Annotated in this window: 19 protein-coding genes; all 19 read right to left on the bottom strand. The window is 68.1% G+C overall.

What is annotated here, in order from left to right:
- Nucleotides 1-3: 3 nt before the first annotated feature.
- The 19 genes from nrdR to ACLHG5_RS03350 all read right to left on the bottom strand — a co-directional run bounded on the left by nrdR (nucleotide 4) and on the right by ACLHG5_RS03350 (nucleotide 22,879).
- Complete coding sequence (gene nrdR / locus ACLHG5_RS03440) at nucleotides 4-471, bottom strand: transcriptional regulator NrdR (protein WP_411317866.1); 468 nt, start codon at nucleotides 469-471, stop codon at nucleotides 4-6.
- A 47-nt stretch (nucleotides 472-518) separates the two neighbouring features.
- Nucleotides 519-1,829, bottom strand: a complete 1,311-nt coding sequence (gene hisD / locus ACLHG5_RS03435) for a histidinol dehydrogenase (RefSeq protein ID WP_411315594.1) — start codon at nucleotides 1,827-1,829, stop codon at nucleotides 519-521.
- A 44-nt stretch (nucleotides 1,830-1,873) separates the two neighbouring features.
- Nucleotides 1,874-5,335 (bottom strand): DNA polymerase III subunit alpha, encoded by a 3,462-nt coding sequence (dnaE, locus tag ACLHG5_RS03430; RefSeq protein ID WP_411316317.1) that lies wholly within the window; start codon nucleotides 5,333-5,335, stop codon nucleotides 1,874-1,876.
- 103 nt (nucleotides 5,336-5,438) lie between these two features.
- Nucleotides 5,439-6,359, bottom strand: a complete 921-nt coding sequence (locus ACLHG5_RS03425; RefSeq protein WP_411317865.1) for an RluA family pseudouridine synthase — start codon at nucleotides 6,357-6,359, stop codon at nucleotides 5,439-5,441.
- 4 nt (nucleotides 6,360-6,363) lie between these two features.
- Nucleotides 6,364-6,972: a signal peptidase II gene (lspA, locus tag ACLHG5_RS03420; protein WP_411317864.1), complete on the bottom strand. Its 609-nt coding sequence runs from the start codon at nucleotides 6,970-6,972 to the stop codon at nucleotides 6,364-6,366.
- Nucleotides 6,962-7,660 (bottom strand): DivIVA domain-containing protein, encoded by a 699-nt coding sequence (locus tag ACLHG5_RS03415; RefSeq protein WP_411317863.1) that lies wholly within the window; start codon nucleotides 7,658-7,660, stop codon nucleotides 6,962-6,964. The genes lspA and ACLHG5_RS03415 overlap by 11 nt, the downstream gene beginning before the upstream one ends.
- 135 nt (nucleotides 7,661-7,795) lie before the next feature.
- A complete protein-coding gene (locus ACLHG5_RS03410; protein WP_411317862.1) occupies nucleotides 7,796-8,089 on the bottom strand; it encodes a YggT family protein in 294 nt (97 codons plus the stop codon).
- Nucleotides 8,090-8,146: 57 nt separating this feature from the next.
- Nucleotides 8,147-8,662: a cell division protein SepF gene (locus tag ACLHG5_RS03405; protein ID WP_411317861.1), complete on the bottom strand. Its 516-nt coding sequence runs from the start codon at nucleotides 8,660-8,662 to the stop codon at nucleotides 8,147-8,149.
- 33 nt (nucleotides 8,663-8,695) lie between these two features.
- Nucleotides 8,696-9,451 carry a YggS family pyridoxal phosphate-dependent enzyme gene (locus ACLHG5_RS03400; protein WP_411316318.1) on the bottom strand — a complete coding sequence of 252 codons (756 nt, stop codon included), beginning with the start codon at nucleotides 9,449-9,451 and terminating at the stop codon, nucleotides 8,696-8,698.
- Between the two features lie 6 nt (nucleotides 9,452-9,457).
- Nucleotides 9,458-10,627 (bottom strand): cell division protein FtsZ, encoded by a 1,170-nt coding sequence (gene ftsZ, locus ACLHG5_RS03395; RefSeq protein ID WP_411317860.1) that lies wholly within the window; start codon nucleotides 10,625-10,627, stop codon nucleotides 9,458-9,460.
- A gap of 128 nt (nucleotides 10,628-10,755) precedes the next feature.
- Nucleotides 10,756-11,826, bottom strand: coding sequence for an FtsQ-type POTRA domain-containing protein (locus ACLHG5_RS03390; RefSeq protein ID WP_411317859.1), 1,071 nt, complete (start codon nucleotides 11,824-11,826; stop codon nucleotides 10,756-10,758).
- Nucleotides 11,823-13,235 carry a UDP-N-acetylmuramate--L-alanine ligase gene (gene murC / locus ACLHG5_RS03385; RefSeq protein WP_411317858.1) on the bottom strand — a complete coding sequence of 471 codons (1,413 nt, stop codon included), beginning with the start codon at nucleotides 13,233-13,235 and terminating at the stop codon, nucleotides 11,823-11,825. Before murC ends, ACLHG5_RS03390 begins: the two co-directional genes overlap by 4 nt.
- Nucleotides 13,232-14,323 carry a UDP-N-acetylglucosamine--N-acetylmuramyl-(pentapeptide) pyrophosphoryl-undecaprenol N-acetylglucosamine transferase gene (locus tag ACLHG5_RS03380; RefSeq protein WP_411315603.1) on the bottom strand — a complete coding sequence of 364 codons (1,092 nt, stop codon included), beginning with the start codon at nucleotides 14,321-14,323 and terminating at the stop codon, nucleotides 13,232-13,234. The genes murC and ACLHG5_RS03380 overlap by 4 nt, the downstream gene beginning before the upstream one ends.
- Nucleotides 14,320-15,585 (bottom strand): putative lipid II flippase FtsW, encoded by a 1,266-nt coding sequence (gene ftsW, locus ACLHG5_RS03375; RefSeq protein WP_411317857.1) that lies wholly within the window; start codon nucleotides 15,583-15,585, stop codon nucleotides 14,320-14,322. Before ftsW ends, ACLHG5_RS03380 begins: the two co-directional genes overlap by 4 nt.
- Entirely contained in the window at nucleotides 15,542-17,062 is a 1,521-nt protein-coding gene (gene murD / locus ACLHG5_RS03370; protein ID WP_411317856.1) for a UDP-N-acetylmuramoyl-L-alanine--D-glutamate ligase, read from the bottom strand. Before murD ends, ftsW begins: the two co-directional genes overlap by 44 nt.
- A complete protein-coding gene (mraY, locus tag ACLHG5_RS03365; RefSeq protein WP_411317855.1) occupies nucleotides 17,059-18,162 on the bottom strand; it encodes a phospho-N-acetylmuramoyl-pentapeptide-transferase in 1,104 nt (367 codons plus the stop codon). Before mraY ends, murD begins: the two co-directional genes overlap by 4 nt.
- Nucleotides 18,159-19,583: a UDP-N-acetylmuramoyl-tripeptide--D-alanyl-D-alanine ligase gene (locus ACLHG5_RS03360; RefSeq protein ID WP_411317854.1), complete on the bottom strand. Its 1,425-nt coding sequence runs from the start codon at nucleotides 19,581-19,583 to the stop codon at nucleotides 18,159-18,161. Before ACLHG5_RS03360 ends, mraY begins: the two co-directional genes overlap by 4 nt.
- Entirely contained in the window at nucleotides 19,584-21,146 is a 1,563-nt protein-coding gene (locus ACLHG5_RS03355) for a Mur ligase family protein (protein ID WP_411317853.1), read from the bottom strand.
- Nucleotides 21,140-22,879 carry a peptidoglycan D,D-transpeptidase FtsI family protein gene (locus ACLHG5_RS03350; RefSeq protein ID WP_411317852.1) on the bottom strand — a complete coding sequence of 580 codons (1,740 nt, stop codon included), beginning with the start codon at nucleotides 22,877-22,879 and terminating at the stop codon, nucleotides 21,140-21,142. The genes ACLHG5_RS03355 and ACLHG5_RS03350 overlap by 7 nt, the downstream gene beginning before the upstream one ends.
- Nucleotides 22,880-22,885 lie beyond the last annotated feature (6 nt).

The following is a 22,885-nucleotide window of genomic DNA, read 5'->3' as shown; positions in this document are numbered from 1 at the left end:
GCGTCAGTCGGCGGATGCCGGCGTGCCGTGCTCGACGCGCAATTGCGTGATGGCCGCCTCGAAGTCCTCGAGCGAGTCGAAGCCCTGGTAGACGCTCGCGAAGCGCAGGTAGGCGACCTCGTCGAGTTCTCGCAGCGGAGGGAGGATCGCGAGTCCCACGTTATTGGCGTCGATCTGCGAGGCACCGGTCGCGCGCACGGCCTCTTCGACCTTCTGCGCGAGGATCGCGAGATCGGTGTCGGTGACCGGTCGACCCTGGCAGGCTTTGCGCACTCCCGTGACGATCTTGTCCCGGCTGAACGGTTCGATGACCCCGCTGCGCTTGACGACGTTGAGGCTCGCGGTCTCGGTCGTCGTGAAGCGCCGGCCGCACTCCGGGCACTGCCGGCGACGACGGATCGAGAGGCCGTCGTCACTCGTCCTCGAGTCGACGACACGCGAGTCGGGGTGGCGGCAGAAGGGGCAGAACATCGTGCTCCCAGGATAGGCCCGGCAGCCGCTCCCCCGACGCAGGCTCGCTACGGGCGCTCGAGCCTCGCGCTCACTGCGGCTCCGTGGGCCGGCAGGTCTTCGGCCTCGGAGAGGGCCACGACGTGACGACCGACCGTCTCGAGAGCCGTCGCGCTGTATCGGATCACTTGCTGCGGCCTCAAGAACGTGTAGGCACCGAGCCCTGAGGAGAACCGCGATTGGCCGCCCGTGGGCAACACGTGGTTCGACCCCGCGAGGTAGTCCCCGAGGCTCACGGGCGAGTGCTCGCCCTCGAAGACCGCGCCCGCGTTCGTGATGAGCGCGAGCAACCCCGGGGTGTCGGATGTCTGCAGCTCGAGGTGCTCGGGACCGTAGACGTTGCTGAACCGCGCGGCCTCGCCCATGTCGTCGACGAGCACGATCGCCGACTGCACTCCCCCGAGTGCCGTGCGCACGCGAGCCGCGTGGTGAGCGTTCGGCACGAGGTCGTCGAGTTCGTGTCGCACCCGCTCGGCGAGGTCGACGGAGTCGGTCACGAGCACCGCGGCGGCGATCTCATCGTGCTCGGCTTGGCTCACGAGGTCCGCGGCGACGAGTCGCGCGTCGGCGCCCGCATCCGCGATGACGACGATCTCGGTCGGACCGGCCTCGGAGTCGATGCCGATGACTCCGCGCACGAGGCGTTTCGCCGCGGCGACGTAGATGTTGCCCGGACCGGTCACGAGGTCGACGGGGTCGAGGCCGAGGTCGTCGACGCCGTAGGCGAAGGCGCCGATCGCGCCGGCACCGCCCATCGCGTAGACCTCGTCGATGCCGAGGAGGCCCGCGGCGGCGAGGATCGTCGGGTGCACCTCGCCACCGAACGCCTTCTGGGGCGGCGACGCGAGCGCGATCGACGGCACGCCCGCGGCTTGCGCCGGAACGACGTTCATCACGACGCTCGAGGGGTAGACCGCTTTTCCTCCCGGGACGTAGAGCCCGACGCGATCGATGGGACTCCACCTCTGGGTCACGGTGCCCCCGTCGAGGAGCGTCGTCGTGACGGGGGCGGGGACCTGCGAGCGGGAGACCGTCGCGACACGGTCGATCGCGAGTTCGAGGGCGTCGCGCACGGCGGCGTCGAGCGAGTCGACGGCCCGGGCGATCGACTCGCCAGGCACCCTCGTGTGCGCGGGGGCGGCGCCGTCGAATCGCACGGCCTGCTCGGTGAGCGCGACCGTGCCTCGAGCCCGCACGTCGGCGATGAGCGCCGCGGCGGCATCCGATGCCTCGGAGACGTCGGTGAGGGATCGGGGAACGGCCGCGAGGAGTTCGGCTCGAGTGGGCCTGCGGCCGCGGAGGTCGATGGTCTGGATCATGGCGTCTTAACAGTAGGGCGTGAGGATGCGCGCGAACCGCGCGATCACTGCAGGCAGTTGGGTCCGAGAAGCGACTTCAATTCGCCGAAGAGGTCGGGCGAGACGGTGACCGGATACGGGATTTCGAAGAGTCTCGCCGAGTCGCCCTTGATGAGCTTGAGGCGCACCTCGGTGTCGCCCACGTGCCTGATGAGCGCGTCGCCGAGGTCGCTCACGACCTGTGTCGTCGCGCGATGCTCGGGCATGGAGATGACGAGCGGCCCCGATCCGAGGCTCTGACCCAGGTCGGGAGAGAACATGTTCTGGGCGTGGAGGTTCATGCCGTCGTCGCGCATGCTCACGCGGCCGCGGATCACGACCACCTGGTCGTTCGCGAGGGCGGGCGAGAACTCCTGGTAGGTCTTGCCGAGGAACATGACCGTGATCTCGCCCCCAAAGTCTTCGATCTGCACGAGGCCGTACTGGTTGCCCGAGTTGCGCGCGGTGCGGTGCTGCACGCTCGTGACGAGCCCCGCCACCGTCACGGTGTCGCCGTCGGCCGTGGACTCCCCCGTGAGGATCTCGGCGATGGTCGCCGACGCGTGCTTCGCGAGCTGCAGCTCGAGCCCCGCGAGAGGGTGGTCGGAGACGTAGAGGCCGAGCATCTCGCGCTCGAAGGCGAGCTTGTCGCGCTTCGACCACTCGGGCCGCTCGGGCACGGCGACGACGGCGTCCGGCTCGTCCCAGAGGCTGTCGAAGTCGAAGCCGACCTGCCCGTGGGATTCGTTGCGCTTGACGGTCACGGCCGATTCGACGGCATCCTCGTGGATCTCGAGCAGGGCACGCCTCGTCGAGCCGAGGGAGTCGAACGCGCCCGCCTTGATGAGCGACTCCGCCGTGCGCTTGTTGGCCGCCGAGATCGGCACCTTCTTGAGGAAGTCGTGGAACGACGAGAACCGCCCCTTCTCCTCGCGTGCGGCCCGGATCTGGTCGACGACGGCGAAGCCGACGTTGCGCACCGCGCCGAGGCCGAATCGGATGTCGTCACCGACGGCCGCGAAGAACCCGATCGACTCGTTGACGTCGGGTGCGAGCACCTTGATGCCCATGCGCCGACACTCGTTGAGGTAGATCGCGAGCTTGTCTTTCGAGTCGCCGACGCTCGTCAGGAGGGCCGCCATGTATTCGGCCGGGTAGTGCGCTTTGAGGTAGGCCGTCCAGTACGAGAGCACGCCGTAGGCCGCCGAGTGCGCCTTGTTGAACGCGTAGTCCGAGAACGGCAGCAGGATGTTCCAGAGGGTCTGCACGGCATCCATCGAGTAACCGTTGGCCTGCATACCCGCGGAGAAGCCCTCGAACTGCTTGTCGAGCTCGGACTTCTTCTTCTTGCCCATCGCGCGCCGCAGGATGTCTGCTTGACCGAGCGAGAAGCCCGCGAGCTTCTGCGCGATCGACATCACTTGCTCTTGGTAGACGATGAGGCCGTAGGTCGTGCCGAGAACATCCTGGAGCGCTTCGGAGAGCTCGGGGTGGATGTAGTCGATGTCCTGCTGCCCGTTCTTGCGGAACGCGTAGTTCGTGTGCGAGTTCGCCCCCATCGGGCCCGGTCGGTAGAGCGCGCCGACGGCCGAGATGTCTTCGAAGTTGTCGGGCCGCATGAGTCGCAGGAGCGACCGCATCGGGCCGCCGTCGAACTGGAACACCCCGAGGGTGTCGCCTTTCGCGAGAAGTGCGTAGGTGAGCGGGTCGTCGAGTTCGAGCTCCTCGAGCACCGGCGTCTCACCGCGGTTCGCCTTGATGTTGTCGAGGGCGTCGTCGATGATCGTGAGGTTTCTGAGCCCCAGGAAGTCCATCTTGATGAGTCCGAGCGACTCGCACGCGGGGTAGTCGAACTGCGTGACGATCTGGCCGTCTTGCTCGCGTTTCATGATGGGGATGATGTCGAGGAGGGGTTCCGACGACATGATCACGCCGGCCGCATGCACGCCCCACTGCCGCTTGAGGTTCTCGAGGCCGAGGGCGGTGTCGAAGACCGTGCGCGCCTCGGGGTCGGTGTCGAGCACGGCGCGCACGTCGCCCGCCTCTTTCCACCGGGGGTGGTCCTTGTCCATGATCCCGGTGAGCGGGATGTCCTTGCCCATGATCGCGGGGGGCATGGCCTTCGTGAGCTTCTCCCCCATGCCGAAGGGGAACCCGAGAACGCGCGACGAGTCTTTGAGCGCTTGCTTCGCCTTGATGGTTCCGTAAGTCACGATCTGCGCGACGCGATCGTCGCCGTATTTCTCGGTCACGTAGCGGATGACCTCGCCGCGTCGACGCTCGTCGAAGTCGACGTCGAAGTCGGGCATCGAGACGCGGTCGGGGTTGAGGAATCTCTCGAAGATGAGCCCGTGACGGATGGGGTCGAGGTCGGTGATGCCCATCGCGTAGGCGACCATCGAGCCGGCTCCCGAGCCACGACCGGGGCCGACGCGGATGCCGTTGCGGCGAGCCCAGTTGATGAAGTCGGCGACGACGAGGAAGTAGCCGGGGAACCCCATCTGCGAGATGACACCGATCTCGTATGCCGCACGCTCGCGCACCTCGGTCGAGACGCCGTCACGGTAGCGGCGGTCGAGCCCCGCCTCGACCTCCTTGGCGAACCACGTCGCCTCGGTCTCGCCCTCAGGGAGCGGGAAGACGGGCATGTAGTTGGCGCTCTCGTCGAACGCGACGTTGCAGCGCTCGGCGATGAGGAGGGTGTTGTCGCACGCCGACGGGTTGTCGCGGAAGAGGTGCCGCATCTGCTCGGCCGTCTTGAGATAGAACTCGTCGGCGTCGAATTTGAACCGGTTGGGGTCGTCGAGGGTCGTGCCCGACTGCACGCACAGGAGGGCCGCGTGCGAGGTCGCGTCGTGCGAGTGCGTGTAGTGCAGGTCGTTGGTCGCGACGAGCGGGAGGTCGAGGTCTTTCGCGAGACGCAGGAGGTCGCCCATGATGCGACGCTCGATGCCGAGACCGTGGTCCATGATCTCGCAGAAGTAGTTCTCTCTGCCGAAGATGTCGCGGAACTCGGCCGCAGCTTTTCTCGCCTCGTCGTACTGACCGAGTCGCAAGCGCGTCTGCACCTCGCTGCTCGGGCAGCCGGTCGTCGCGATGAGACCCGCCGAGTACTGGCTCAGCAGCTCGCGGTCCATGCGCGGCTTGAAGTAGTAGCCCTCGAGCGACGCTTTCGACGAGAGCCTGAAGAGGTTGTGCATGCCCTCGGTCGACTCCGAGAGCATCGTGAGGTGCGTGTACGCCCCCGCGCCCGAAACGTCGTCCTGTCCGCCGTTCCCCCAGCGCACGCGCGTCTTGTCACCGCGATGCGTCCCGGGCGTGAGGTACGCCTCGGTGCCGATGATGGGCTTGATCCCGGCGCTCGTGGCGGTCTTCCAGAAGTCGTAGGCGCCGAACACGTTTCCGTGGTCGGTCATCGCGATCGCGGGCATCCCCTGGTCGACGGCCGCCGAGATGAGGGGCCCCACCCTGGCCGCACCGTCGAGCATCGAGTACTCGCTGTGCACGTGCAGATGGACGAATGAATCGGTGGATGCCACGGGTTGCCTCCGCTGTGCCGAGGTGGAAATCAGACTCAAGACTACGGGTCGATCAGTCCCCGCGGAGCACATCCAGAGCGTGCTGCAGATCGTGAGGATAGGTCGTGCGATAGGTCACGTCTTCGCCTGTCCCCGGGTGCCTGAACCCGAGTTCGAGGGCGTGCAGCCACTGGCGCGAGAGGCCCAGTCGTGCCGAGATCGTGGGGTCGGCGCCGTACATCGTGTCGCCCACGCACGGGTGCCGCTGGGCGGCCATGTGCACCCTGATCTGGTGGGTGCGCCCTGTCTCGAGGTGGATCTCGAGGAGCGACGCGCTCGGAAACGCCTCGATCGTCTCGTAGTGGGTGACGGAGTCCTTGCCGTCGCGAACGACCGCGAACTTCCAACTCGACCCGGGGTGCCTGCCGATCGGCGCGTCGATCGTGCCCGCGAGCGGATCGGGGTGCCCCTGCACGACGGCGTGGTAGATCTTCGAGACCTCGCGGTCGTGGAAGGCGCGCTTGAGTTCGGTGTAGGCGCGCTCGGACTTGGCCACGACCATGAGGCCGCTCGTGCCGGCGTCGAGGCGGTGCACGATCCCCGCGCGTTCGGCGGCACCCGACGTCGAGATGCGGAATCCGGCACCCGCGAGAGCACCGAGCACGGTCGGGCCCGTCCACCCGACCGAGGGGTGCGCAGCGACCCCGACGGGTTTGTCGATCACGACGATGTCGTCGTCGTCGTGGACGATCGTGAGATCCGGCACGACGACGGGTTCGATCACGGGGGCGTCTTTGACCTGCCAGGTCACCTCGAGCCAGCTGTCGGCGTGCAGCCGATCGGACTTGCCGAGTGTCACGCCGTCTGCGGTCACCCCTCCCGTCGCCGCGACCTCCGCTGCGAAGGTGCGCGAGAAGCCGAGGAGCTTGGCGAGTGCCGCGTCGACGCGCTCTCCACCGAGCCCCTCGGGCACCGGCATACTGCGGGACTCCATGTCTCTACCGGACCGTGGGGTCGTCGAGCGGGGCGCTACCCGCGGTGCCGTCGACCGAGTTCTCGGCAGCGGCGTCGCTCGCGCGCTCCGACTCCCTCACCCCGTCGAGGCCCGTGCCGCGCACGGTGAGGATGATGAAGAGCCCCATGCTCGAGACGATGAAGATGTCGGCGATGTTGAAGACGGCCGGAAAGTACGCCACCTGGATGAAGTCCACGACGTGCCCGAGTCCGATGCTCGGTTCTCGAACCAGACGGTCGGTGAGGTTGCCGACGGTTCCGCCGAGGAGCATTCCGAAGAGCACGGCCCAGCTCGTCGAGCGGATGCGTCTCGCGAGCACGACGATGATGACCGTGACGACCGACGCGGCGATCGAGAAGATCCACGTCGACCCGCTCGCGAGCGAGAACGCCGCTCCAGGGTTCTTGACGTAGACGAACTCGAGTGCCTCACCGAGGATCTGAACAGGCCGACCGAGCTCGAGATTCTCGACGACGAGATACTTCGATACCTGATCGCTCAGGTAGACGGCGACAGCGATCGACGCCAGGACGACAAGCGCCCTGACGTCGATCTTCGCCCGAGGAGTCGCCGGTCGCGACTCAGTTGCCACCGAAGGCCTGATTGCCGATGCCGGCGCTCGCGCCCGGCGTCGACGACGTCATGTCGCCACTCGACGAGTCGAGCTCGCGGAGCTGACCCTCGATGTAGCCCTTGAGCTTCTGGCGGTACTCGCGCTCGAAGGTGCGGAGACCCTCGATGCGACGCTCGACGACCGAACGCTCGGTCTCGAGGCGTGCCACGAGAGCCTTCTGCTCGGCTTGCGCGTCGCTCGCGATGCGCTCCGCCGACGCGCGACCCTCGGCGATGAGAGCGTCGCGCTTCTCCATTCCCTCTTTGACGTGCTCTTCGTGCAGCCGACGAGCGAGCTGCAGGAGGTTGTTGGTGTTGTTGGGGTCGAGCTCGGCGCTCGGCGCCGTGGTGGTCGGAGCCGGGGTCACGGCGACGGGGGCCGCGACGACCTCGGGGGTCGGGTCGGGCTCGGGCGTCGGCTCGGGCTCGGGAGCCGACTCTGGCTCGGGAGCTGTCTCGACGACCGCGGTGGGAGCGGGAGCGGCGGCGGAGAGGTCGGAGCCTCCCGCGCTCACGCGCTGACGGAGCTCTTCGTTCTCCTGGCCGAGGCGACGCAGCTCGACGACGACCTCGTCGAGGAAGTCGTCGACCTCGTCCTGGTCGTAACCCTCACGGAATTTAGTCGGCTGGAAGCGTTTGTTGACGACGTCTTCGGGAGTCAGGGCCATAGTGTCACCTCAAGATTCTTGGACCGAGCGGTTTCGCACCGGGTTTCAACTGTGACCACGCTAGCAAACTCCTGACGACGACAGATCGCCATTCGCCCGCTCGCGCGCCGTCGATCTCGACGAACGCTGCAGCCCTCAGGCGAAGGCGCGCACGATGTACATGAGCACGATCACGCCGAGCATCACGATGCTCCACCCGAAGTCGAGCCCGATTCCCCCGAATCGCAGAGGGGGGATGATCTTGCGCACCGCCCGGATGGGGGGATCGGTGATGGTGAAGACGAACTCGGCGAGCACGAGCACGGCCCCGCGAGGCCTCCACGACCGCGCGAAGTTTCGCGCGAGATCGAGGATGAATCGCGCCCACATCGCGAAGAAGTAGAGCAGGAGTGCGTAGTACGCGACGGCGGCGATGAGGGAGACGATCACGAAACCGACGTTAGCCCATCACGTCGGGGCAGACGCTCCACGCGGGAGCTCGGCGGCTCAGTTCTGAGCGAAGAACGAGGCGTCGACCTCGGGCTCGGCGTCGGCCTGCTCGCCGCTCACGGCGATGTGCGCGGGCGACAGCAGGAAGACCTGCTTGGTCACGCGCTCGATCTTCCCGTAGAGACCCTGCGAGAGCCCGCTCGCGAAGTCGACGAGTCGCCGCGCTTCGGACTCGGTCATCTGCGAGAGGTTGATGATCACGGGGATGCCGTCGCGGAAGCTTTCGGCGATGATCTGAGCGTCTTTGTAGTGACGCGGGTGGACTGTGAGGATCTCATTCATTTCAGCGGGAGCCGCATTCTTCGTCGTCGTCGTCGTGGTTCGGCGCAGGGGGGTCACAGGGGCGCGACCGGCGTTCGCCGGCGCGGGAGTGGAGGCCGCGGCAGGCTGGTTCGCCGCGGGAGCCGCGGCAGGCTGCTGCTTGTTCTGCTGAGCGGCATCCTGCTCGTCATAGTCGAACTCTTCGTCCGCGAGGCCCAGATAGACCATGGTCTTGCGCAGCGGGTTCGCCATTTCGTTCCTCCTGTGGGGATCTTCGGTTCGACATTAACGCTCGGCCGGCCGGTTTCCCGTGATTGCCGACCCGACACGGAGGTGTGTCGCGCCCTCGAGGATCGCGTCACGGTAGTCGCCCGACATCCCCATCGAGATCGCGGTGGCCTGAGGGTGGTTCCGCACGACCGACTCCGAGATCTCCCGCACGCGCGCGAAGGCCCTGCGGGGGTCGACGCCGAGGGGCGCGACAGCCATGACTCCGCGCAGCGTGAGCCCGGGGGTCGCCGCGACACGGTCGGCGAATCGTTCGACGTCGACCTCGTCGACCCCGCCGCGCGCGGCATCGTCCGTGAGGTTGATCTGCACGAAACCGTCGATGAGGGTGGAGTCGGCGTCGAGGTCGCGAGCTCCGAGCGCGTCGATGACCGAGTCACGGTCGAGAGAGTGGATGGCGCGCACATACGCCGCCGCCTGGCGCGCCTTCTTGCTCTGGAGCTGCCCGACGAAGTGCCACTCGAGGTCGAGGTCGGCGAGCTCGGCGCTCTTCGCCTGGGCCTCCTGATGTCGATTCTCGCCGAAGGCGCGCTCGCCGAGCCCGTGCAGGCTCCGCACGAGAGAGGCAGGGTGGAACTTCGTGACGATCACGAGCGTGACATCGTCGGCGCCACGCTGGGCCTCCCGCGAGGCCTCGGCTATGCCCTCGCGGACGACCCGGAGGTTGTCCGCGAGGGCGGGAGTCGAGACCGAGCTCGACCCCGGGGAGGACGCGTCGTCGCCCGGTTCCGCGCCCGACGGCTGGTCGGCGATGGCGGGCTACTTCAAGAAGTCGGGAACGTCGAGGTCGTCCTCGTCGTCCGCGTCGAAGACGGGGTCGGGGGCCGCGGGAAGCGAGGCCTCGGGGCTCCACGACGACGCGAGACCCTGCGGCTGGTCACTCGCAGCAGGAGCGGCGCTCGTGATCCCACCGGAGACGACCGCGGCGGGGATGCTCGCATCGATGTGCGCGGCGCGACGCTCGGGCTTCTTCGCTTCGGGCTCGCCCCCGTCGAATCCGGCCGCGATCACGGTCACGCGCACCTCGTCACCGAGAGTGTCGTCGATGACGGCACCGAAGATGATGTTGGCCTCGGGGTGCACGGCCTCCTGCACGAGTCGAGCCGCGTCGTTGATCTCGAAGATGCCGAGATTCGATCCGCCCTGGATCGAGAGCAGCACCCCGTGAGCCCCGTCGATGCTCGCTTCGAGGAGCGGCGATGCGACAGCGAGCTCTGAGGCCTTGATTGCGCGGTCCGCGCCCCGAGCCGAGCCGATGCCCATGAGGGCCGAGCCCGCCCCCTGCATGACCGACTTGACGTCGGCGAAGTCGAGGTTGATGAGACCGGGGGTCGTGATGAGGTCGGTGATGCCCTGCACACCGGCGAGGAGAACCTGGTCGGCCGTCGCGAACGCCTCGAGGAAGCTGATGCCCCGGTCGCTGATCTCGAGCAGTCGGTCGTTGGGAACGACGATGAGAGTGTCGACCTCGCTCTTGAGGGCCGTGACACCGATCTCGGCCTGTGCCGCGCGACGCTTTCCTTCGAAGCCGAAGGGCCGGGTCACGACTCCGATGGTGAGGGCACCGATCGACTTCGCGATCCTCGCGACGACGGGGGCGCCTCCGGTTCCCGTGCCGCCACCCTCGCCCGCGGTGACGAAGACCATGTCGGCACCCGCGAGCGCCTCCTCGATCTCTTCGGCGTGGTCCTCCGCCGCGCGACGACCGACCTCGGGGTCGGCGCCGGCGCCGAGCCCCCGGGTGAGCTCGCGACCGACGTCGAGCTTCACGTCGGCATCACTCATGAGGAGCGCTTGCGCGTCGGTGTTGATCGCGATGAACTCGACCCCTCGGAGGCCCAGTTCGATCATCCGATTGACCGCGTTCACCCCGCCGCCGCCGATGCCGACGACTTTGATGACCGCTAGGTAATTTTGGTTTGAGCTCACGTCGGCCTCCGCTGGTAACCGTCAACCTCTACTAGAGGCTTAAAGTTATACTTGGTATATGTTTTCCTGACCCGAGGCTACGGGCGGCATCACGGCAGTCGAGGAGGCCGACCCGCGTGTCGCGATTGTCACGGCGTGATGCTGCCCTGGCCCTCCGCCGAGACGTTGTACTCCGAGGCGTCGGGGTAATTCGCGACGAGGACCTCGAGCAAGCGAGCCTTGTATGCCGAGTTGTCGGAGTCGCCCCACATGATGCGGCCCCCGGTCGAGACGAGCGAGAGCTCGACATCGTCCCGTGACTCGGCCGCGACCGTGTCGACCTGATCGAGCACCGACTCGGGGAGCGCGAGCAGCACCTCGACCGCGGCCGCGAACCCCTCACCGTCGACCTCGTCTTCGCTCGCATCGAGCAGCGGGAAACCGGGGATGCGCGCCTCCGAGCGCTCGATGACGATGCCCGCGGGGTCGACGAGCGCGAATCCCGACGAGGTCGTGACCGACCCGATCGGCTCGCGCTCCACGATGTGCACGACGATCGTGTCGGGAGGAATCGTCTCGGTCACGTAGCTGCGGATGAGGGGGAACACCCCGAGCTCGTCGGTCATCCTGTCGAAGTCCACGAGAGCGAGCGGGGTCTCGAGTTGACCGTCGATCGCCTCGCGCACGGCCGCCGCGTCGAGACGCGAGGTGCCCTCGACCTCGATCGTCTTGAGAGCGAGCAGGGGCGAATAGACGGCGACCGCGACGAGAGCGACCATGACGACCGTGATCCCGGCCGTCGTCGCCCACGCGATCTTGCGCCGACGCGATCGCCGCGTGAACCGGCGCACTTCGCCGCGCTCGAACCGGCGCCGCTCGCGGGCGGCACGCCTCGCCATCCGGGCCGCGTGGCGATCATCCGGTGCCGCGGGCGCCGAGGCGGACCGCGCGCGCTCCCCCGCGCGCATGCGCTTGCGGATCGCGGCCGCCGTGACGGCGGCGATCGACGGATCCCGTTCGGGGGCGGGGGCAGGACTCGAAGCCGCGGGCGAACTCGACCCCGACGCCGAGGTCGACGCCGACACCGAGGCCGACGCCGCCCGATCGTCGTCGCGGCTGCCCGCACGACCGCGCGAGGTTCCCCGACGCGCGTCCGGACGCCCCGACGGTGCATCCGGTTCGGGCGACCGTCGGGGGTCGAACCCTTCCGGTCGCTTCATCGGAGCGCGCTCGACGCCTGCGCCCGCTCGAGTTCGGCGAGGAGCGTCGGAATGATCAGGTAGATGTCACCGCCACCCATGGGGATGACGAAGTCTCCGGGGCGGGCGATCGCGGCGGCGGTGCGCGACGCCTCCGTCCAGTCGTCGATGTAGCGCGCGCGAGAGGCGTCGGCGAACCTCTCGGTGATGAGCTCCCCCGTCACCCCCGGCTCGGGGTCTTGGCGCGCGCCGTACACGGGGACGACGATCGTCTCGTCGGCGAGCGACTCGAGCACATCGGCGAACTCCTGGGCGAGCATCCGTGTGCGACTGAAGAGGTGCGGCTGGAAGATCGGGATGAGTCGACCCGGCCCCACGGCATCGCGAGCGGCGGAGAGGGCGGCGCGGATCTCGGTCGGGTGGTGGGCGAAGTCGTCGAACACGCGCACTCCTCCGACATCTCCGCGCGGCTCGAAGCGACGTTCCGTGCCCGCGAAGGTCGCGACGGCGTCGGCCGCGGCGCGCGCGTCGACACCGAGGCCGATGAGCACCGTCACGGCTCCCGCCGCGTTGAGCACGTTGTGCACGCCGGGTACGGCGAGGGCGACCCGGTGCGAGACACCGGCGTGGACCAGGGTGAACGACGCCGTCGGTCCGAGGTCGAGGTCGGTGACGCGCACATCCGCGTCGTCGGCTCGACCGAACGTCATGACTCTCGGGGCGGTGATGCGCGAGAGGATCCGGCTCGCCCCGGGGTCGTCGCTCGAGATGACGACGAGCTCGCGCGCCTTCGACGCGAAGTGCACGAAGGCGTCGAGGAACGCCTCTTCGCTGCCGAAGTGGTCGAGGTGGTCGGGGTCGACGTTGGTGATGAGGGCGATCGCGGTGTCGTAGAGCGAGAACGATCCGTCGGACTCGTCTGCTTCGACGACGAACACGTCGTCGGTTCCCGCGGCGGAGCTGACCCCGAGCGAGCGGATGATCCCCCCGTTGACGAAACTCGGTGACCGATCGAGGGCGAGGAGCCCCTCGATGACCATCCCCGTCGAGGTGGTCTTGCCGTGCGCCCCCGCCACCGCCACGAGCCGGGTGCCGCTCGAGAGCCACGCGAGGGCGACCGCGCGATGCACCACGGGGAGTCCCGCCGCCTTGGCCGCGAGGTACTCGGGGTTGTCTTCGGCGATCGCACCCGTGACGACGACGGTGTCGGCGCCGTCGACAGCGCGCGCGTCGTGCCCGATCGTGATGGTGATGCCCTCGTCGCGCAGCGCCGCGACGATCGCGGTGTCGCGGATGTCCGAGCCGGTCACCGTGTGGCCGGCCGACGCGAAGAGACTCGCGATGCCGCTCATCCCCGCGCCACCGATGCCGACGAAGTGCACCGTGCCCGGCTCGGAGGGCATCTTCTGGGCGAAATCGGTCTTGATCACGACGGCAACGCTACCTCTCCGCTCACGGCGTCATCGATGAGTGCGATGAGCCGGTCGGTGCCGTCGCGCGTGCCGACGACGCTCGCGTGGGCGGCCATCGACGCGAGCGCGGCGCGGTCGGCGAGCAGCCGGGTCAAGCGGTCGGTGACCCACTCGGGCGTGAAGTCGGCGTCGTCGACGATGAGGGCGGCCGACCCGTCGACCGCGGACTTCGCATTGAGCCGCTGTTCCCCGTTGCCGATCGCGAGGGGCACGTAGACCGCGGGTATCCCGAGGGCGCTCACCTCGCTCACGGTCGACGAGCCGGCTCGCGCGAGAATGAGATCGGCCGCTGAGAGGGCGAGATCCATGCGGTCGCAATAGGGGACGACGTGATAGCCGGCGAGAGCCGGGTAGTCGATCTCGCTTCGCGTGCCCGTGATGTGCAGCACTTGCCAGCCCGCCCCGAGCACGACCGAGACGGAGGTCGCGATCGTCGTGTTGATCGCGCGGGCCCCGAGCGAGCCGCCGGTCACGAGGAGCGTCGGTTTCTGGGGGTCGAGACCGAACTCGGTCATCGCGTCGGCCTTCGCGGCGCGCCGGTCGAGCCTCTCGATCTCGGGGCGCAACGGCATTCCGACGGTGCGAGCGCGGCGCAATCGCGTTCCCGCGAACGCCACACCGACGTGCGGTGTGAGCGCCGCACCGAGCCTGTTGGCGATACCCGGTCGAGCGTTCGCCTCGTGCACGACGATCGCGACCCTCTCGAGGCGTGCCGCGAGGTAGGCGGGCGCAGAGACGTATCCGCCGAACCCCACGACGACGTCGATGCGGTGTTCGACGAGGAGGGCGCGGATGTGCGCGACGAGCGCGCGGAATCGCGTCGGAAAACGCAGCGCCGCGACACCGGGTCGGCGGGGGAACGGCAACCTCTCGACGACGACGAGCTCGTGACCGCGCGCGGGGACGAGCCGCGCCTCGAGACCCTCGGCGGTGCCGAGAACCCTGATGACGGCGTCGGGGTCGCGCTCGCGCAGACGATCCGCGACGGCGAGCAACGGGTTGACATGGCCAGCGGTGCCGCCGCCGGCGAGCAGGTAGCGCGTCATCGCGATGCGACTCCGGCGCGAGCGGCATCAGGCTGGCGAGCGAACGAGAGCACGATTCCGATCGCGAGCATCGACGACACGAGAGCGGTCCCTCCCGCGGAGATGAGGGGAAGCGGAACACCGAGCACGGGGAGCACCCCGAGGACGACACCGATGTTCACGAAAGCCTGACCGATGATCCAGACCATGACGGCGCTCACGGCGATGCGCGCGAAAGGATCGCTGTTCGCCCGGATGATGCGGATGAACGCGACCGCGAGCACTGCGAAGAGCACGAGCACCGTCACCGCTCCGAGCAACCCGAGCTCTTCGCCGATTATCGCGAAGATGAAGTCGTTGTCCGCGGCGGGCAGCCACGACCACTTGGCTTTCGAGTTGCCGAGACCGACGCCGAACACTCCACCGGCGGCGAGGGCCCACCAGCCGTGCACCGTCTGCCAGCAGAGCGACGCGTAGTCGCTCGCCGAACTGCACTGCTCCATCCACACGCTGATGCGGTCGCTCCGGGAGTTGCTCGACAACCCCACGAGCGGAACGGCGACGGCGATGAACACGAGCGGTATCGCGAGGAACCTCAGCTTCACTCCCGCGAAGAAGAGCGCGCCGAAGACGATGAGCATGATGATGATGCCCGTCCCGAGGTCGCCACCGAAGAGCACGAGACCGACGGCCGCACCGGCGACGGGAACGATGGGCCACGCGAGCTGGCGCAGGTCGTGCAGTCGGTCGGCTTTGAGGGAGAGGATCCACGCGAGCCAGATGACGAGAGCGACCTTGGTGACCTCCGAGGGCTGGAGGGAGATGCTGTCGCTGAGCCTCAACCAGTTGCGGTTTCCTCCGATCGACACACCGAGGGGTGTCGCGACGACGAGCAACTGGAGGGTGATGCTCCCGAGGATGAGCACGGGCGCCCACCGTTTCCAGAACGTCGCGGGCATGCGTGACGCGATGAGCATGATCGGCAGTCCGATGAGCGCGAAGAGGCTCTGCCGGGCGAATCCCGAGAAGAAGTCGGCGGACTGGGTGTACGACGTCACCGACGACGACGAGAGCACCATGGCGAGTCCGAAGACGATGAGGAAGAGCGTCGTGCCGAGGAGGAGGAAGAAGTTTCCCGTCTCTGCGGCGAAGATCTTTTTGACGGCGACGATCGCGGCCGGTCCCGGGGATGCCGCGCGATCTCGAGTCGACGATGTGCCCGTCGGGGTGGTCTCGCTGTCAGAGCCGGGGCGACGGCTGTCGCGAGGGATGCTGGTCGTCATCCGGCCGATCTCCCAACATGTCGTGCACTGCGGTGGTGAAGCGTCTGCCGCGATCGGCGTAGTCCTCGAACTGATCCATGGATGCGGCCGCCGGGGCGAGGAGCACGACGTCTCCGTGTCGAGCGACCGCGGCCGCCGACCTCACGGCCGTCGGCATCACGTGTTCAGTGTCGGTCTCCTCGACCTCGATGAGAGGGAGAAGGGGCGCGTGTCGCTGGAATGCCGAGACGACTTCGTCGCGGTGGGCACCGATCACGACGACGGCGGCGAGGTTGTCCCGCTTCTCGGCGACGAACTCATCGACGTCGACCCCTTTGAAGAGACCCCCGACGATCCAGACGACCGACTCGAACGCCGAGACGGATGCCGCGGCAGCGTGCGGGTTCGTGGCCTTCGAGTCGTCGACCCACGTGATCCCGTCGCGCTCGGCGACGACCTCGGTGCGGTGGTGGTCGACGGTGAAGCCCGCGATCGCCGTGCGGATCGCCTCGGGCAGCACCCCCGTCGACCGGGCGAGTGCCGCGGCGGCGAGGGTGTTCGCGACGAGATGCGTCGCGCCGAGCCCCGCGGCATCCATCTGCTCGAGGGTCGCGATCTCGAGGGCCGACGTGAAGCGATCGTCGAGGAAGGCCCGGTCGCACAGGATGTCGTCGACGATGCCGAAATCGCTCGGCCCCGGCACTCCGAGACCGAACCCGATCGCTCGACAGCCCTCGACGACCTCGGCCTCCTCGACCATCGCCCGCGTGCGCTCGTCGTCGCGGTTGTAGACGCACGCCGAGACGGTGCGCTCGTAGACCTTGGCTTTCGCGGCGACGTAGGCCGCTTCGGAGCCGTGCCAGTCGAGGTGGTCGGCGGCGATGTTGAGGCACACGCTCGCCCAGGGCGAGAGGGTCTCGGCGTAGTGGAGTTGGAAGCTCGAGAGTTCGACGACGAGCACCTCGAAGCCGATCGGGTCGCGCACGGCGTCGAGCACGGGAACGCCGATGTTGCCGCACGCGAGGGCTCGGCGATCGCCGGCGAGCAGCATCGCCTCGGTGAGCGCGGCCGTCGTGGTCTTGCCGTTCGTGCCCGTCACGAGCAACCACTGCGCGGGTGTCCCGGTCTTGTCGCGAACGCGCCACGCGAGCTCGACGTCACCCCACACGGGGATCCCCGCGGTCGAGACCGCCGACACCACGGGGTGACTCGGGGCGAAGCCCGGCGAGACGACGACGAGCTCGGCATCCGATTCGGCGACAAGGCGCACACCGTCGACGGCGAGGTCGGCCACGACGAGTCGGGCTCCGATGACGTCGAGCAGCTCGGCGCGCTCGGGGTCCGCCGCGCCCGCGAACACCGTGACCGCTGCCCCGAGCTCGACGAGGGTGTCGGCGACCGAGAACCCCGTGACGCCGAGGCCGAGAACCGCGACGCGCAGCCCGCGCCAATCGTCGTGCCAGCTCGAGAGCGCACGGATGTCGTCGACCGTCCTCATGGCGTGCTGTAGAGCCATTCGGCGTAGAAAAGCCCCACACCGCTCGCGACGAAGAGTCCGGAGATGATCCAGAAGCGCACGACGATCGTGACTTCCGCCCAACCCTTCATCTCAAAGTGGTGGTGGAGCGGGCTCGCGCGCCAGATGCGCTTGCCTCGCGTCGCCTTGAAGTAGATGCGCTGCACGATGACCTGACCCGTGATGACGAGGAAGAGGCCGCCGATGAGGATGAGCAACAGCTCGGTGCGCGTGAGGATAGCGAGTGCCGCGAGCGCCCCGCCGATCGCGAACGAGCCGGTGTCGCCCATCATGATCTGCGCGGGCGAGGTGTTCCACCAGAGGAACCCGATGAGCGCGCCGACGATGGATGCCGCGATCGTCGCGAGGTCGAGCGGGTACGACACCGTGTAGCACTTGTAGAAGTTCTCGGCCGATTCGGCGAGGAACGTGCACGACTGCTGCGCCTGCCAGAAACCGACGATGATGTACGAGCCGATCGCGAAGGCGGCCGATCCCGCGGCGAGGCCGTCGAGACCGTCGGCGAGGTTGACGGCGTTCGACACGCTCGTGGTGATGAGCACGATCCAGCCGACGAAGAGCACGAGCCCGAGGCCGCCACCGAAGATGACGATGAAGTCGAACGGCAGGTCGCGGAGGAAGGACACCGCGGTCGACGCGGGCGTCAGTCCGTTCGGGTCTTCGTAGGTGATGGAAAGGATCGCGAAGACGCTCCCGACGATCACCGTTCCGAGGATCTTGAGGGGGCCACTCAACCCCATGCTGTTCTTGAGCCGCACCTTGAGAAGGTCGTCGACGAACCCGATGAGTCCGAGCCCGACCATCATGAGGATGACGAGCAGTCCCGACCCCGAGGGGCGCTGTTGGCCGGCGAACTGTCCGACGAAATAGCCGAGCACCGACGCCGTGATGAACACGACGCCACCCATCGAGGGCGTTCCACGCTTGACGACGTGGGTCGTCGGGGTGTCCGCGCGCACGAACTGCCCGAGGTTGAGTCCGCGGAACGCCCGAGCGAAGAGAGGGGTCAGGAGGAGTGTGAACACCATCGAGAACGCCGCGGAGGTGAGGAGCGCGATCATCCGTCGACTCCCGCGAGCCGGTCGCCGAGGAATCGCAGTCCCGCCGACTTCGACGACTTGACGAGCACGACGTCACCCTCGCCGAGTGTCGGCTCGACGAGCGCGAAGGCCTCGTCGGCCGTCTCGACGTTGACGGATTCGCCGTCCCACGACCCCTCGAGCCCCGCCGCGCTGTGGATGATGCGCGCCGCGGATCCGACGACGATGAGCCGCGCGATGTTGAGGCGCACGACGAGGCGCCCGATGCGATCGTGCTCTTCCCTCGCGAACTCGCCGAGCTCGGCCATCTCGCCGAGGATCGCCGTCGACCGGCCTCCACCCCGGGTGATCTGGGCGAGCGTCTTGAGCGCGGCGGCGGTCGAGTCGGGGCTCGCGTTGTAGGCGTCGTTGATGATCGTCGCGCCGTCGGGGCGGCGAAGCAGCTCCATGCGCCAGCGCTCGGCACGCTCGAGGGATTCGATCGCGTCGATCGCATCGTCGAGGTCGAGGCCGAGCTCTCGGGCCACGGTGAGGGCCGCCGTCGCGTTCATGGCGTGGTGCTCGCCGAGTATGCGCATCGACACCGTTCGCTCGAGGCCCCCGACGGTCACGGCGAACACGGTGCCGGTCGCCGTGGCCTCGACATCGCCGATGCGGATGTCTGCGCTGTCGTCGAGACCGAAGGTCACGACCCTCGCCTCGGTGAGGTCCGCCATCGCGGCGACGCGATCGTCGTCGGCGTTGAGGATCGCGACGGACGTCGACGGGAGCGACGTGACGATCTCGGCCTTCGCGCGAGCGGTCGCCTCGATGCCGCCGAACTCCCCCGCGTGGGCGAGCCCGACCTTGAGCACGACCGAGATGTCGGGAGTGGCGATGTCGACGAGGCGAGCGATCTGCCCCGCGCCCGCCGCCCCCATCTCCACGACGAGGAACCGGGTCGACTCGTCGACGCCGAGCATCGACAGGGGCGCGCCGACGTGGTTGTTGAACGAGCCCTGCGGTGCGACGGTCGGGCCCACGCGATCGAGGATCGCGCGCAGCATGTTCTTGGTCGTCGTCTTGCCGTTCGACCCCGTGATCGCGACGACGCGGAGGTGGCCGGCCTCCCGCACCGACGCGACGACGCGGCGCGCGAGCCGCGCGAGGCCCGCGAGGGTGTCGTCGACGACGATCTGGGCGACGCCCGCGCCCGCGCCACCGTCGATCTCCAGGCGCCGATCGACGACGAGGACCGCGGCACCGTTCGCGACGGCGGCGTGCGCGAAGTCGTGTCCGTCGGCGGTGTCACCGTGCAGGGCGAAGAAGATCCCGCCGGGCTGCACGATGCGGGAGTCGGTGTCCACACGACCCGAGACGGCGTCGTCGGCACGGCGTGACGAGTCCAGAACGAGGTCGCCGTCGAGCATGTCGGCGAGCCCCGCGAGAGTCGTGGCGATCATCTACGACCAGCCCGCTTCGCGCAGGGCGTCGCGTGCCTCGGCACGAGCCGAATACGGAGTGCGCTCACCGCGGATGTCGCGGTAGTCCTGGTGCCCCGGGCCCGCCCAGAGAATCGAATCGCCCTCTTTCGCGAGCCCGACTGCGACCCGGATGGCGTGCTCGGGCGGGCTCACCTCGTGCAGTTCCGCTGGGTCGCTCGCGAGCGCGGCCCCCTCGACGAGGGTCGCCCTGATGGAGGCGGGGTCTTCGAAGCGCGGGTGGTGATCGGTGATGACGAGGATGTCGGAGCCCTCGGACGCGACCCGACCCATGTCGTGACGCTTGGTCGCGTCGCGGTCTCCGTCGGCACCGAAGACCATGATGACCTTGCCGTCGGTGAACTTGCGCACGGCCGCGAGGGTGTTGACGAAGGCGTCGGGGCTGTGGCCGAAGTCCACGTAGACCGACGGACCACGATCGCCGGAGATCCGTTCGGTCCGCCCGGGGAGGTAGGCCTGGATGCCGCCGTCACCGAGAGCGTGTCCGATGGCCTCGAGCTCGAAACCGGCCTCGACGAGCATGACGATCGCGAGCCCCGCGTTGGCGGCCATGTGCCACCCGATGAGTGGCACGCGCGTCGTGATGGAGCGATTCTCCGGGCCCGTGAGCGTGAACTCGGTGTAGGCCGGCGTCTCGTCGACGATCGTCAGATTCCACTCCCCCGTGATGCCGGGCGTCGCCGAGACCGTCGTGACGGGGATGTGCGAGTGGTCGACGATGCGAGCACCGTAGGGGGTGTCGAGAGAGACGACGCCGCGCTTGCCGCGATCGTTGTCGAAGAAGAGGGCTTTCGCCGCGAGGTACTCGTCCATGTCGGCGTAGTCGTCGAGGTGGTCGTGGCTGAGGTTCGTGAACCCGACGACGTCGAAGACGATGCCGTCGACGCGATTGGCGGTCAGCGCTTGCGCACTCACCTCGACGGCGACCGCGCGCACCTCGCTCTCCCGCATGCGGGCGAGGAGCGCGTGCATCTCGCTCGCCTCGGGGGTCGTGAGCCTGCTGACGACGGTGAGATCGCCGATGTGACGCTCGGCGGTCGACGAGAGTCCCGTCACGAGACCGAGCTGCTTGAGGATGCCCTCGAGGATGTACGCGGTCGAGGTCTTGCCGTTGGTGCCCGTGATGCCGAGCAGGAGCGGCGGGTACTCCGTCGTCCGGTACACCCACGCCGACACGTCGCCGAGGGCCGTGCGGGGGGATTCCACGAGAACGATCGGCAGCCCGCTGTCGCGCGCGAGCTCGGCACCCTCGGCGTCGGTGAGCATCGCGACCGCGCCGGCCTCGACCGCTTGGGCGGCGAAAGCCGCACCGTGGTTGTGCGCGCCGCGTACGCCGACGTAGAGATCGCCCGGTTGCACCTCGGTCGTGCGGAGGGTGACACCCGTCACCTCGACTCCGTCGAGCGAGCCGACGTGCTTGAGCCCGAACTCGTCGACGAGGCCGACGAGGGATCGCGCCGACGGGTGTTCGGGTCGCAGAACCGGGGGTGTCCGGTCGTTCACGGGCGTCTCATTTCTCACCATGTCGTCGGCATAGAGGGTGCGGGTGTCGACGAGGGGGTGACACGGTACGTCTTGAGCACCTGCGTCATGATCTTCTGGAAGGTCGGCGCCGCGGCTGCCGACGTCCTTATGGTACTTGGCTTCACGAACGTCACGATCACCGCGTACTTCGGATCCTCGGCCGGCGCGAGCCCCGCGACGGAGACCACGCGGTCGCTCGTGTAGACGCCCCCGGCGGCGACCTCGGCGGTTCCACTCTTCGCGGCGACCCGGTATCCGGGTATCTGGAGTTGGGCGGCGAGTCCGCCGGTATTGGCCACGGACTCCATCATCGCGACGCTCGTGTCTGCTGCGGCCTCCGACACGACGCGGGTCCCCTCGGTGGAGGGCTCGTCGGTCATGGTGCCGTCGGGCAGCTCGCACCCTGTCACGAGAGTCAGAGGCTTGCGCACTCCCCCGTTGCCGAGGGTCTGGTAGATGCTCGCCATCTGCGCACCCGTGACCGAGACACCCTGGCCGAACGACACGTTGTACTTGGTCTGGTCGTCCCACGTCTCGGAGAGCAGCCCCGCGGATTCGCCCTGGAAATCGACCTCGGTCTTGCTCCCGATGCCGAACGCGCGCATGTAGTCGTAGCGGTCCGAGTTCGAGACCCGGGTCGCCAGTTGGGAGATGCCGACGTTCGACGACTGCTCGATGACGCCCGTGAGCGTCAGCTGCAGATCGGCGTGGGGCGCGGCATCCGCGATCCGGTTGCCCTCCGGCGAGAACCAGACGGCCGGCACCGAGACCTGGGTCATCGGGTCGGCGACGCCCTTGTCGATGAGCATCGCGGCGGTCATCGGCTTGAAGGTCGAACCCGGCTCGTACGGCGTCGTGAACGCGAGTGACCCGAGGTTCGTGACGGGCGTGCCGTCGACGTTGTTGGGATCGACGGACGGCCAGTCGGCGAGGGCACGGATCTCGCCCGTGGCGACCTCCACGACGCTCGCGCTCGCCGACTCAGCACCGATCGCGAGGGCTTGCTCGGCGATCGTCTGTTGCACGGTCCACTGCAGGTCGTAGTCGATCGTCGTGTGCAGGGTTCCCCCGTCGACGGCCTCCTGGGTCGTGACGGTGCTGCCGGGAAGACGGATGCCGTCGGCCCCGCGCTCGTACGTCGACGACCCGTCTTCGCTCGCGATGCACGAGTCTTCGGTGCGCTCGAGGCCGTTCTGCGGCCCGTCGGTCCCCACGAATCCCACGAGGTTGCCCCCGACGGATCCTCCCGGGTAGATGCGAGCGGGTCGCTGTCGCGGGTAGATGCCGGGGATGCCGAGCTCTCGGATCTCGCGCATGGTCTCGGTCGGAACCTCTTGGATCACGTACTCGAAATCCGACTCGGGGTTGTCGGTGAATGCGGCGAGGACTTCGGCCTTCTTCTGGCCGGTGATGCGGGCGACCTCCGCCGCGGCCTCCTCGAGTGTCACCTCGGTCTCGACGCCCTCGTCGTCGACTCGCGTGAAGGTCGCGGGAATGGTCTTCGGCGACACGGTGATGTCGTATCGCATGACGCTCCCGGCGAGCACGTTGCCGTCCTTGTCGACGATGTCGCCTCGCGCCGCGTAGGTCGTCTGCGCGACCGCTCGCCTGTCCATGGAGTTCGCGTTGAGCTCGTCGGCTCGCACGACCTGGATGTCGACGAGGCGGACGACGAAGACACCGATGACGGCGACGACGGTGATGATGGCGACGGCGAGCCGACGCCGGGTCATTCGTGG

Source organism: Marisediminicola sp. LYQ85 (genome assembly GCF_046600695.1).
Classification (GTDB): domain Bacteria; phylum Actinomycetota; class Actinomycetes; order Actinomycetales; family Microbacteriaceae; genus Marisediminicola.
This window is presented reverse-complemented; position numbering and strand designations above follow the sequence as displayed.

What these genes read in the sequence shown, in the direction of transcription:
- nrdR (WP_411317866.1), bottom strand. Translation starts at nt 471, where the DNA reads ATGTTCTGCCCCTTCTGCCGCCACCCCGACTCGCGTGTCGTCGACTCG.
- hisD (WP_411315594.1), bottom strand. Translation starts at nt 1,829, where the DNA reads ATGATCCAGACCATCGACCTCCGCGGCCGCAGGCCCACTCGAGCCGAA.
- dnaE (WP_411316317.1), bottom strand. Translation starts at nt 5,335, where the DNA reads ATGCTCGACGGTGCGGCCAGGGTGGGGCCCCTCATCTCGGCGGCCGTC.
- ACLHG5_RS03425 (WP_411317865.1), bottom strand. Translation starts at nt 6,359, where the DNA reads ATGGAGTCCCGCAGTATGCCGGTGCCCGAGGGGCTCGGTGGAGAGCGC.
- ACLHG5_RS03415 (WP_411317863.1), bottom strand. Translation starts at nt 7,660, where the DNA reads ATGGCCCTGACTCCCGAAGACGTCGTCAACAAACGCTTCCAGCCGACT.
- ACLHG5_RS03405 (WP_411317861.1), bottom strand. Translation starts at nt 8,662, where the DNA reads ATGGCGAACCCGCTGCGCAAGACCATGGTCTATCTGGGCCTCGCGGAC.
- ACLHG5_RS03390 (WP_411317859.1), bottom strand. Translation starts at nt 11,826, where the DNA reads ATGAAGCGACCGGAAGGGTTCGACCCCCGACGGTCGCCCGAACCGGAT.
- ACLHG5_RS03380 (WP_411315603.1), bottom strand. Translation starts at nt 14,323, where the DNA reads ATGACGCGCTACCTGCTCGCCGGCGGCGGCACCGCTGGCCATGTCAAC.
- ftsW (WP_411317857.1), bottom strand. Translation starts at nt 15,585, where the DNA reads ATGACGACCAGCATCCCTCGCGACAGCCGTCGCCCCGGCTCTGACAGC.
- murD (WP_411317856.1), bottom strand. Translation starts at nt 17,062, where the DNA reads ATGAGGACGGTCGACGACATCCGTGCGCTCTCGAGCTGGCACGACGAT.
- mraY (WP_411317855.1), bottom strand. Translation starts at nt 18,162, where the DNA reads ATGATCGCGCTCCTCACCTCCGCGGCGTTCTCGATGGTGTTCACACTC.
- ACLHG5_RS03360 (WP_411317854.1), bottom strand. Translation starts at nt 19,583, where the DNA reads ATGATCGCCACGACTCTCGCGGGGCTCGCCGACATGCTCGACGGCGAC.
- ACLHG5_RS03355 (WP_411317853.1), bottom strand. Translation starts at nt 21,146, where the DNA reads ATGGTGAGAAATGAGACGCCCGTGAACGACCGGACACCCCCGGTTCTG.
- ACLHG5_RS03350 (WP_411317852.1), bottom strand. Translation starts at nt 22,879, where the DNA reads ATGACCCGGCGTCGGCTCGCCGTCGCCATCATCACCGTCGTCGCCGTC.